2 protein-coding genes and 1 rRNA gene are annotated in these 13,176 nt (G+C 47.6%); all 3 read left to right on the forward strand.

Going from position 1 to position 13,176, the window contains the following annotated elements; translation table 11 throughout:
* Window positions 1-20 precede the first annotated feature (20 nt).
* Window positions 21-9,383: a non-ribosomal peptide synthetase gene (locus tag MKY98_RS12350; RefSeq protein ID WP_069012382.1), complete on the forward strand. Its 9,363-nt coding sequence runs from the start codon at window positions 21-23 to the stop codon at window positions 9,381-9,383.
* Between the two features lie 12 nt (window positions 9,384-9,395).
* On the forward strand, window positions 9,396-10,649 hold the full coding sequence (locus tag MKY98_RS12355) for an MFS transporter (protein ID WP_069012381.1): 1,254 nt from the start codon (window positions 9,396-9,398) through the stop codon (window positions 10,647-10,649).
* 652 nt (window positions 10,650-11,301) lie between these two features.
* Window positions 11,302-12,857: ribosomal RNA gene (locus tag MKY98_RS12360) — 16S ribosomal RNA — on the forward strand.
* Window positions 12,858-13,176 lie beyond the last annotated feature (319 nt).

The raw sequence follows: 13,176 nt of genomic DNA on the forward strand, positions 1-13,176 counted from the left end.
TCGATTGAGGGGGAAATCCGATGAGTAAAAGGCTTGAAATCGAAAAAGTGGCCAATTTAACGCCTTTGCAGGAGGGGATGCTCTTTCATACAGTGATGGAGCCGGAATCACAGGCGTACTATGAGCAAGTACGAATGATCATCCGGGGTGAACTGAACCTGGAGGCTCTGCAAAAGAGCTTCGAGACTCTGGTGCAGCGTCACGAAACGCTTCGTTCGAATATTTATCATAAAAGTGCTTCCCGTTCGCGGCTCATCGTGTTTAAGGAACGAAATCCAACGCTTCGTTATGAGAATCTGACGAATATTCCCGAGGCAGAGCAAGCAGAGGCCATTCGCAGCTACGCAGACGCAGACCGAAACCATCGTTACGATCTGAGCAAGGATTTGCTCATTCGTCTGGCTGTGCTTCAAACCCAAACGAACGCATATACGCTGCTTTTAAGCTTTCATCATATTATTATGGACGGCTGGTGCCTCGGCATCGTTATGGACGAGCTGTTCGCGGCTTATGAAGCACTGAAAGCAGGGAAGCCCGTACAACTGCCGAACCCGCAGCCCTATACTGGCTATGCCCGCTGGCTGGATAAGCAGGATAAGGAGGCGGCGAAGGAATACTGGCGGTCCATCCTGAACGACTATGATCAGCCAGCTGTGCTGCCTACCCTACCTGTAGCCCATCCGCTCCAGCCAGATACCGGGTACTTGCTGCATGAGCATAAAATAACACTCACGGATGAAACAACCCGTCAATTACGGACGGTGGCTGAACGCAACGGAACAACCCTTAGCAGTCTGTTTCTGGCTGCATGGGGAGTGGTGCTTGGAGGATACAACCAAAGTGAAGACGTCGTCTTCGGCACCGTTGTTTCCGGTCGACCGCCGGAGCTTGAAGGTGTTGAACAGATGTTGGGACTTTTCATTAACACCATACCGGTACGAATCAAATTGGATGCAGATCTGCCATTCTCAGATCTGCTTCGCGAAGTGCAGCGCAGCGCGATTCAATCACGGGCATATGACTATTTCTCACTCGCTGAAATACAGTCCCAGTCAGCACTCAAGCAGCAACTCATGGACCATTTTGTTGTATTTGAAAACTACCCGCTGCAGGATATGGTTGGCCGGCCTGATCTGAAGGAACGACTTGGATTCGTCGTGGAGGACGCTCAGCTGTCCGAAGAAACACCTTACCACTTCAACATCGAAGTGGAGGACGGAAAAGCGCTGAGCTTTATGCTGTCCTACAACAACTATGTTTACAGCGATGAAGCGATGACACGGTTAGCTGGGCATTTGGAGCATGTTCTCCTCCAAATTGCACGTACACCAGAACTCCTGCTGGGGAACATTCGTCTGCTGACCGCTACAGAAGAGATGGAACTCACCAATGTATGGAGCGGGCCGATTACCGACTATCCTGCTGGAACGTTTCATGGAATATTTGAGGCGCAGGCAGAACGTATCCCGGAACAGACCGCCGTCATCTACGAAGACACCGCACTTACCTATCATGAGCTGAATGAGAAGGCTAATCTGCTTGCTCAAGCACTGCAAAACCGTGGGGGCAAGCGTGAGCATCTCGTCGCCGTGATGCTTGAGCGTTCAGCAGACATGATTATCGCTGTGTTAGGGATTATGAAGGCGGGAGCTGCCTACGTACCTGTCGATCCGACCTACCCGAAAGAAAGAATTGCTTACATGCTTCAGGACAGCGGAGCTACGATTATGCTCACGCAGTCTTCCTTGACTGAACTATTAGCCGATGTGGATTTTGCGGGGGAAGTGCTGGACTTGCCAGCGTTACTTCAACAGGCTTCACAAGCGGAGCATTCCCATCAACAAGCGCCTATCTACGCACCTATTCATGATCCCGAGGCTTTGGCCTACGTCATTTACACATCGGGAACGACGGGCAACGCCAAAGGCGTGATGATCGAGCATCGCCATTACGTAAATACGGCGTGGGGCTATAGAGAAGCTCACCAGTTAAAAGAGTTTCCCGTCAAGCTCCTTCAGATTGCCAGTATGTCGTTCGATGTCTTTGCCGGTGATCTGGCCAAGACATTCGTGAACGGAGGCACCATGGTCATTTGCCCACAGGATGTGCGCAACGATCCTCCAGCTTTGGCCCAGGTTCTCGAACAGCACGAAATTACGACGTTTGAAGTTCCACCAGCCTTGTTGACGCTGCTTATGGACTACGTATATGAACACGGTACAGATGTCAGCGCCATGAAGCTGCTTACTACAGGCGCGGACAGCTTTGGCGTTGAAAACTATCGGACGCTTTTGAATCGCTTCGGCGATACGATGCGCATCATGAATACCTACGGTGTAACCGAAGCGGCTATTGATTCCAGCTTTTATGAAGAAACAGCTGAACGTTTGCCTCCATCAGGTATCGTCCCGATTGGAAAGGCACTGCCGAATCATAAAGTATATATCGTGGATGAGGCTTTTCGTCCGCTCCCTGTCGGCGTAGCCGGGGAGTTGTGTTTGGGCGGCGCTTCTGTGGCCCGCGGTTATTTGAACCGTCCTGACCTGACGGCGGAGAAATTTGTACCGAATCCTTTTGTAAAGGGAGAGCGTCTGTACCGCACCGGGGATCTGGCACGCTGGCTGCCGGATGGCAACATTGATTTCATCGGTCGGATTGACTTTCAGGTGAAAATTCGTGGCTACCGGATCGAACCTGGTGAAATTGAGTCGGCCTTACTCCAATTGGATGAGGTACGCCAAGCGGTGGTCACGGATAGAACGGATAAAACCGGACAAAAGTATTTGTGCGCCTACGTAGCAGGTACAACCGACAAATCCCTTCTGCGGACAGAGCTTGCCAAGCAGTTGCCAAGCTATATGGTGCCCGCACATATTATCGTGCTGGATCAATTACCTTTGACCCATAACGGTAAAATTGATCGACGTGCGCTTCCAGAACCCGAAGATTTTGTGTTGACCGACGTCGAGTATGAAGCGCCGCAGAGCGAACTGGAGCAAACACTCGCTTCCATCTGGGAGGAAGTCATTGGCGTTAAGCCGATTGGTCTGCGCAACAACTTTTTCGAGCTTGGTGGCGATTCGATCAAAGCGTTGCAAATCGCAGCCCGATTAAACGCGAAGGGCCTCAAAATGGACATGAAGGATTTGTTCCGCCATCCGCAGATTGATTTGATTGCTCCTTATATAAAAAAAGTAATTCGGACCATCCCGCAGGGGGCGGTACAAGGTACAGTGGAGTTGACACCGATCCAATGGGAATTTTTTGAGCATCATCGTATAGAACGTCATCATTACAGTCAGGCTGTCATGCTCCAGAACCCCGAAAGATGGAACGAAACCTGGCTGCGAAGCGCCGTGGACAAGCTGACCATGCACCATGATGCCTTGCGCATTACCTTTGATGAACGTGAAAAAGAACCTGTCGCCTATAACAGAGGCACAGCCGAAGGTGAACACTTTACATTGGAAAGCTACGATTTTTCACATGCTGACCAGCCTGAGGAAGAAATCGCGCAGCTCACTGACGCGTTACAAAGCAGTTTTAATTTGCGTAACGGCCCGCTTGTACGTTTGGCTTTAATTCGGCTGCAGGAATCCGATCATTTGTTAATCGTCATTCATCATCTTGTCGTAGACAGTGTGTCGTGGAGAATCCTGCTGGAAGACTTGGAAACAACCTACCAACAGTTAGCTAACGGTGAAAAGCTACAGTTACCCGCCAAGACCGATTCCTACAAAGAATGGGCAGCACGTTTGTCCAAGTATGCACAAAGCGAGCTGGCGCGTCAGGAAATCAGCTATTGGAATACGGTAGAAGCTCGTGAAATACTTCCGCTGCCAAAAGATCATGAGGTTCCAGATAGCTTGATCCGTGACGTGCGCAAATCCGAAGTGACACTCAGCCGGGAAGAAAGCGAAAACCTGCTAAAACATGCGCACCATGCTTACAATACAGAAACAAATGATATTTTACTGACGGCGCTAGGACTGGCTTACCGGGAATGGAGCGGACATGCTGAAATTGCAGTCCAGGTGGAAAGTCATAGCAGGACGGAATTGATTAAAGACATTGACGTATCACGTACAGTTGGCAGGTTTACGTCCGTGTATCCGTTGGTGGTAAATGTGAGCAAACCCGAAGATTTGGCCCATCAAATCAAGCTGGTTAAGGACAATTTGCGACGCGTACCCAACAAGGGTTTCGGCTATGGCATTTTACGCTACTTGACCGACAGGGAGCAGCAGAATAGGGTAACCTTTTTTTCTGCCAAGCCACCTGAGATCAGCTTTAGCTTTGACGGAGAAGCCAGAGAAGGTACGACATGGCGTACCTCGCCACTATCCACGTTTGCCGGTACTGAAATCAACCCTCTGACTAAAAAAGCGCCCAGCTTTGATATTCATGGTGCGGTGGCTGACGAAAGACTCCGCATTGTATTCGAATACAACGCACGTGAATATGAAGCATCGACGGTGGAGCGACTTACAGCCAGCTTTAAGAATCATCTGATCGAACTTATTCGCCATTGCTGTGCCAAGGATACAGCAGAACAAAGCCCGACGGATTTTACATATGGGCAATTGTCTCTGGACCAGTTTGAAAATATTGCAAATCGCTTGTCAAATAAGCTGTTAAACCACCAAGTGAAAATTAAAGATCTCTATCCGCTATCCCCGATGCAGGAGGGAATGCTATTTCATTCCATACTTGATGAAGAGTCAGAGGCTTATTTCGAACAAACGATCATTACCATTCATGAAGCTATGGATACCAACCTAATCAGCCGAAGCTTACAAAAGCTGATTGACCGATATGATATTTTCCGTACGGTATTCATGTATAAGGAGGCGGATCGTCCGCTTCAGGTTGTACTGGGGGAACGATTAGCTGCTCCTGTCCATACCCAAGATGTGCGTAGTTTACCGGATGCGGAAAAGCACAGACGACTTCAAGCCATTTTACAGGAAGAGCGGCAGAGAGGTTTTGATCTGGAAAAGGAGGTTCTCATCCGGTTAGCGCTTGTACAGTGGGATGAGGACACCTCAAAGCTCATCTGGATCTCTCATCATATTATTATGGACGGCTGGTGTCTGAGGGTGGTAGCCAAAGATTTTTTTGATATTTACACATCGCTTCGGGACGATACTCCTTTAAAATTAGAGCCTGTCCAGCCATTTAGCAGCTTTATTCAGTGGTTGGAAAGACAAAATAAAGAGGAAGCAGCAGCATACTGGAAACAATATGTGGCTGATTTTGAAAATGAAACTGTCGTGCCCGGCTATACTCAATCCGTCGATCCTTCATTTCAGGTAGAGCAACTCATATGCACATGGGGAGAGCAGCTGACCCAAGGCATGGAACAAATCGCCAAGCAAAACCGTGTCACCGTCAGCACCTTATTTCAAACAGTTTGGGGCTTATTACTACAAACGTACAACAACAGTAAGGACGTCATTTTCGGGTCTGTTGTGTCGGGCAGACCTGATGAAATCCCCGGTATTGAAAATATGGTCGGATTATTCATTAATACCATACCCGTACGTATTAAAAGCTCCGCTGAACTGCGGTTTTCCGACTTGCTTACGTCTATACAGGATTCCTTAATGGAGTCCAATCGGTATTCCTATTTTTCCTTGGCTGATATTCAAGCCCATAGTGTACTAAAACAAAACCTGATCCAGCATATTGTCGCCTTTGAAAACTTTCCCGTTTCGGAAGAACTTACTGGATTAGAAAAAAAAACCAAAGCACTCCGTGTTGGTGAAGTAGAGGATATTGAACAGACGAATTATGATTTGAATGTAATCGTCATGCCTGGGCGCGAGCTGGAAATCAAATTTAGCTATAACGCGCTGACGTATAACAAAAATGCGATCAAACAATTGGCTGCTCACCTCATCCAAATGATGGAGCAAGTTATTCAAAACCCAAATATCCGGGTTTCGGAGATTGATCTATTGACAGCGGAGGAAAAACAGCAGCTCTTATTTGATTTTAACGATACACGGAGACCGTATCCATCGGACCACACCATACATCACGTATTTGAAGAACAGGCTGAGAAAACACCGGATGCAGTAGCTATTGTATTTGAAAATCGTGAGCTAACCTACCGCGAATTAAATAAAAAAGCTAATCAGCTGGCCTCGAAGCTGCAGAAACTGGGTGTTGCGCCGGATACCATCGTAGGCATTTTGACTAAACGTTCACCAGAAATGATTATCGGTATTCTTGGTATTTTGAAGGCGGGTGGAGCCTACTTGCCATTGGAGCCTTCTTATCCGCAGGAACGGATTATGTTTATGCTTCAGGATAGCGGTAGCGAAATTCTGCTAACCCTATCCGACAAGGGAAAACAGATGCACACTTTCGATTTTTCCGGTACAGTTCTGGATCTGGCCGACATCAGCTCCGACGACTCCGACGACTTCATTTTTTCCGAATCGACAACGGCAGACGATCTGGCCTATGTCATGTATACATCTGGCTCAACTGGACGTCCCAAAGGTGTCATGATTGAACATCGGAATGTCATACGGCTGGTGAAGAACACCAATTACGTACCATTTGCCGAGAACGAACGCATTTTGCTGACCGGGGCGCTCGTGTTCGATGCCTGTACCTTTGAAATTTGGGGAGCATTGCTGAACGGATTGCGTTTGTACATTGTACCGGAATCCATAATCTTGGATGCTGTTCAGCTTGGTGAAGCGCTGGATCGATATCATATTACAACGATGTGGCTGACATCGCCCTTGTTTAACCAACTCACACAGCATAAACCAGATCTCTTTGCTTCTCTAAAGCACTTGCTGGTGGGCGGGGATGTGCTTTTACCTGGGATCATTAATACGGTTAGAGCACATTCTCCGGGACTGAACGTTATCAACGTCTATGGCCCCACAGAAAACACAACATTCTCTACTTATTTCCCGATTGATAAGGAATATAACCGCATTCCTATTGGTCGCCCAATTGGCAATTCAACTGTTTATATTTTGGACTCTTCAAGCAGGCTGCTGCCTATTGGTGCTCAAGGGGAAATTTGTGTTGGTGGGGATGGTCTGGCGCGCGGCTATCTAAACAGGGATGATCTGACCCAGCTAAATTTTGTCCCTAATCCATTCATTCTGGGCGAAAAAATATATCGGACAGGTGATTTGGGCAGATGGCTACCGGACGGCAATCTGGAGTATCTCGGACGGATAGACCAGCAGGTTAAAATCCGCGGATATCGTATTGAACCCGGCGAAATTGAAACCCAGCTCATGAAACATGATGCAGTTCGGGAGGCGCACGTAGCGGTAAAAAGCACGAAGGATGGTCAAAAAACGCTCTGTGCTTATATCTCAACCGACGTACCGCTATCCAAGAGTGATATGAAGACCCATTTGATTGGCCAGTTGCCGGATTATATGATTCCTGCCCAGTATGTGTTCCTGCCGGCGTTTCCCCTGACAACGAACGGTAAAATCGACCGCCAAGCATTGCCTGAGCCAGAAATGACCAGCGGTTCCGATATGGAATACGTTGCTCCAAGAAATGAAGTGGAACAACAGTTGGCGAACCTGTGGCAAGCGGTGCTTGGCGTTGAAAAGGTCGGCATTGACGACGGCTTTTTCGAGCTTGGAGGTCATTCATTGAAGGCCATTCAACTGGTATCGAAAGTACATGAATCGAACATTCCGCTGGATATACATCAATTGCTTCAATATCAGACAATAAGAAGTTTGTCTGATCTTTTACAACGTGTTGAAGAGGGCGGAGTGAACGCGGATACGCTCATTGCGAAAGCTCAGGAGGTTGAGCGGGCTATTACAGAAGCGTTTGGTGTACAGGTCTTTCTTCAGACTGTTTCCACCGATAATCAAAACTATTTGTTCCTGCAAGTGGAGCCTTTTCACGTAGAACAAGTTCAGGCAATCTCAGAATTTATCCAATCTCATATCCATCCAGACCTGCACCCGCATTATATCGTCCGCTGGGGAACCGACGAACCAGATAGAATTCTCGGAGCTATACCGACAAACGAAGAACAAGAAACCTTACTTAAACAACAGGCCGATGTATGGCTTGCCAGCATTGCTGAGTTAAATACTGAGTGGAATACCAATATACTAAGTCTGAATGCTATTGGGCGCTATCCGCTTGCACCAGCTCAGCATTACCATTTGCAACATTTTACAGGCTCGGGTATGGCTGTGCAGTTAGATAGCTACTTGAACACCGAGCGTTTGACCGTAACGATTCAGCGGCTTATTGAACGCCATGAATTGCTAAGAAGCGTACTTGTTCAATCATCCGGAGCATGGGAATGGGAGTTGCGTCCAGTTCCAGAGCATTTTTCTTTACCGACTGTTGATCTCTCCGGTCAGCCGGTACAAGCACAACGCAGGCTTCTTTCTTCCATTGCTTCTAAGTTATTTTTAGAACCTTATAAACTTACACAGTCGCTGCAGTACCGGATCGTCCTGATTCGCTTAAATTTGCGGGAACATCTGCTATTGCTCCCTTGCTCGCACATCATTTTTGATGCTACGAGCAGCGACATCCTGCGCAGACAACTCCTTGATGAATATCATCGTCCGCAGCAGACGGCACATGCGACAGAAGAGGTGCAATACCGGGAATATGTAAACCATATCCGCCAAGGCCCTCAAGGAATCGGGGATCAGGAAATCAGCGAGCAATTCAAACTCCAAACGTTTGGTGAGAATAATGATCGTATCCATGTGCTGACCGAAGAACGCAACTATGCGGACACTACCAGATATCGTTGGGAGCTGAATTTAAGCGACATTTCAGAGCAGCACGGCGCTGCGAATATGTGGGATATTTCGCTTCAAATGGCTGTAAGTTTTTTCAGCAGCTATTTCCAACTCTCTGATGTTCCGCTTTGGATTACTAATTATGGAAGACAATATGGCGACCGAAACTATTTTGGAACCGTAGGCGAGTGTATTGATCATATACCCGTTGTGCTGCAGGAAGATGACTCTGAATCCTATGAAAAGAGTATCCATACCCACCTGGACTTTGCTTCACGCTATCATTTGAACTTTTTCAATCTGATCTTCAATGCTGAAATGGAGAAAGCTTACCCGATATCTAGCAGCATTTTGATAAAAGGACTTGAACAGCTGCCTATCGTATTCAACTATTTGGGTGAGGGACGAGAGGATGCAGAATTGCTCGACAATCTGCATACCGAAGGCACACAGGCCAATGTCAACAAGGTTATTTTCTTTGAGTCAGAGCATGTGGGGGATATTCTGAAAATCTCACTTACCATTCCATATCATGAGAACGACCAGTATATCCATCAAATCTTCCAGACTGCTAGTGACAGGCTCTTGAATGCTTTGACCATTTTGCAGTAAGGAGATGAAGATGTGAATCCATTGTTTAAGGATAGCCGTTTTATCCGATTTTTTGCATCTCGTACTTCTGCCAATATCGCAGACAGCATTTATTCTATCGTCCTGCTGTATTTTGTTCAGCAATCGACACAGTCGGTGGCGATGACCAGCTTCACGTATACGGCCGTATCTGCGGCGTCGATTTTCAGCTTTCTCGTGGGTCCTGTGGTGGACCGTTATTCACCGCCTTTGTTAGCCAGTATCGCCTTGTTTACGCAGGCTGTGCTAATTTTGGTCGTCCCATTTCTCATTCAGGACGGGATGGTCAATCTGGTCGCTATCCTTGTTATTGTCTTCATTGCATCCTGCTTCTCCACACTGTTTTATCCGGCCAATAGTAAAATGCTGCCGCAATTGATAGGCTCGCCGGATTTGATTGTCCGGGCGAATTCCATGATTTTGTCGACGGATCAGGTTATTAATATTGTCGGATATCTGGCTGGAGCCTCGCTCATCATCGCAATGGGGATGAAAAACACGTTTTTTCTAGCCGGCGCGATGCTGTTTCTGGCAGGCTTTGTATATGTCAGGCTCAACAAGCAAATTGATGCTCCTCCGGTGGAAGACACGAACGGAAGGAGTTCGCTAAAGCTCGTGTACTATTTGAACGAATTGAAAGAAGGGTATCTTTTTGTAAAACGGCACACCTTCCTGAGAATTATGCTTCCGTTCTTTGCGCTGACAAACTTTTCGATGGCGATCTTGGTCATTGCCATGCCTTCTATCGCAGTATCCTATGGCTCGCCAATCTATTACAGCTTGCTGTATGTAGCCTACTTTATCGGTATTTTCATCGGTTCCTTTCTGGTCAGTGTATTGAAAAAGAACGGCATTACCATCGCGGTTTCCTGGGTAGCCATGGGACTGGCAATCTATGTTTTTTCCCTTGTACCCGAGATGTGGATGAAGCTGCTGGCAGCTCTGTTATTAGGCATTTTTACTGGCATCATCAATGTGCTGCAAACGTCTTTGATTCAAATTATTACACCGCTGCCGTTACTGGGACGTGTTACAGCCTTTTTAAACACCTTGTCGAATGCGGCTCTGCCATTAGGGGCCGTGATTGGAGGGGCGCTAGCTTTACGGTTTTCTCTGAGTGAGGTTCTTTTTTTCAGTGGACTGATTACTGTACTATGCGGATTGATTATGTTTCTGGTTAAGGATATTCGCCAGTATCAGATTCCTTCTGGAGAGATTGGAGGAGTTGCCCCTTCCCACAATTCCTAAGCCATCCATGCCAATGCCAGGTTCTCATCATAGAACCTGGCATTTTTAGTATGTCTGGCCTCGCCATGATAAGGCTTTATCATAGACAAAGGTAAAACTATCGTTACTTTTGGACTCCAAAGGAGATACAAGATGGCTCAGCCTTTGAAAAAATATGTACACAGCGAATTTTCTTCGCTCTTTCGGTGAAAGAAGTATAAATAGCTTATAGCTCGTTTGATACCCAGGGATTTATTCTTCAAATCATGAACGAGACGTGGGATGGGCTGGAGCTAAAAGAACGAATAAATCGGTATAATTTACATGTAGTATTCAGCAAACCTAAATGATATATTATTCATCCGGCCGTAAGATAGGCTGTGATGTAATGGTTCAAAAATTCAAAAGATCGTCTATGAGTTATTATTTACCAGTAGTATGAATCACCAAAGTATGATATATTATTAGTCCGGCCCAAGAAAAGCCGAATGAGAAAAATGATCTTTGAAAACTGAACAACGAGTGAGTACGGATTTTGTTCACAAAATCCAACGCTGAAATTTTGGTACATGCCATCAGGCTGTATAAAATGGAAGCAAACAAGAGATATTTTTATCTCGTCAGTTTCAAAATGAGCTTATCGCTCTTTCTATAAACCAGCTTCGGTTGGTCTTTAATGGAGAGTTTGATCCTGGCTCAGGACGAACGCTGGCGGCGTGCCTAATACATGCAAGTCGAGCGGGGTTGTGTAGAAGCTTGCTTCTACACAACCTAGCGGCGGACGGGTGAGTAACACGTAGGCAACCTGCCCACAAGACAGGGATAACTACCGGAAACGGTAGCTAATACCCGATACATCCTTTTCCTGCATGGGAGAGGGAGGAAAGACGGAGCAATCTGTCACTTGTGGATGGGCCTGCGGCGCATTAGCTAGTTGGTGGGGTAAAGGCCTACCAAGGCGACGATGCGTAGCCGACCTGAGAGGGTGATCGGCCACACTGGGACTGAGACACGGCCCAGACTCCTACGGGAGGCAGCAGTAGGGAATCTTCCGCAATGGGCGAAAGCCTGACGGAGCAACGCCGCGTGAGTGATGAAGGTTTTCGGATCGTAAAGCTCTGTTGCCAGGGAAGAACGTCTTGTAGAGTAACTGCTACAAGAGTGACGGTACCTGAGAAGAAAGCCCCGGCTAACTACGTGCCAGCAGCCGCGGTAATACGTAGGGGGCAAGCGTTGTCCGGAATTATTGGGCGTAAAGCGCGCGCAGGCGGCTCTTTAAGTCTGGTGTTTAATCCCGAGGCTCAACTTCGGGTCGCACTGGAAACTGGGGAGCTTGAGTGCAGAAGAGGAGAGTGGAATTCCACGTGTAGCGGTGAAATGCGTAGAGATGTGGAGGAACACCAGTGGCGAAGGCGACTCTCTGGGCTGTAACTGACGCTGAGGCGCGAAAGCGTGGGGAGCAAACAGGATTAGATACCCTGGTAGTCCACGCCGTAAACGATGAATGCTAGGTGTTAGGGGTTTCGATACCCTTGGTGCCGAAGTTAACACATTAAGCATTCCGCCTGGGGAGTACGGTCGCAAGACTGAAACTCAAAGGAATTGACGGGGACCCGCACAAGCAGTGGAGTATGTGGTTTAATTCGAAGCAACGCGAAGAACCTTACCAGGTCTTGACATCCCTCTGACCGGTCTAGAGATAGACCTTTCCTTCGGGACAGAGGAGACAGGTGGTGCATGGTTGTCGTCAGCTCGTGTCGTGAGATGTTGGGTTAAGTCCCGCAACGAGCGCAACCCTTATGCTTAGTTGCCAGCAGGTCAAGCTGGGCACTCTAAGCAGACTGCCGGTGACAAACCGGAGGAAGGTGGGGATGACGTCAAATCATCATGCCCCTTATGACCTGGGCTACACACGTACTACAATGGCCGGTACAACGGGAAGCGAAATCGCGAGGTGGAGCCAATCCTAGAAAAGCCGGTCTCAGTTCGGATTGTAGGCTGCAACTCGCCTACATGAAGTCGGAATTGCTAGTAATCGCGGATCAGCATGCCGCGGTGAATACGTTCCCGGGTCTTGTACACACCGCCCGTCACACCACGAGAGTTTACAACACCCGAAGTCGGTGGGGTAACCCGCAAGGGAGCCAGCCGCCGAAGGTGGGGTAGATGATTGGGGTGAAGTCGTAACAAGGTAGCCGTATCGGAAGGTGCGGCTGGATCACCTCCTTTCTATGGAGAATCGTTTCCTGCGATGGAAACATTCAAATTAGCAGGTACATGTACCTGCGACCGGATATTCAATTCGGTTCATCACATTCGTGTGAATGAAATGAATATCCTGAACTTACTCACTCGTTGCTCAGTTTTGAGAGTTCAAACTCTCAAGCTTCGACGAATACTTCATTCACACATCCGTGTGGAACCGAAATATTCATCGGGTTTCGCTTCGATGAAGCGAATTGCACCTTGAAAACTGGATACCGAAACGAAATTGCGTTTTAGAATATTCCTTTAAGCTGATCTTGTGTAAACAAGTGAAATAAAGGTA

Source organism: Paenibacillus sp. FSL M8-0228, from assembly GCF_038007385.1.
Classification (GTDB): domain Bacteria; phylum Bacillota; class Bacilli; order Paenibacillales; family Paenibacillaceae; genus Paenibacillus; species Paenibacillus polymyxa_D.

Bases quoted from the DNA above. Each gene is read 5' to 3' on its own strand.
- MKY98_RS12350 (WP_069012382.1), top strand. From the start codon at position 21: ATGAGTAAAAGGCTTGAAATCGAAAAAGTGGCCAATTTAACGCCTTTG.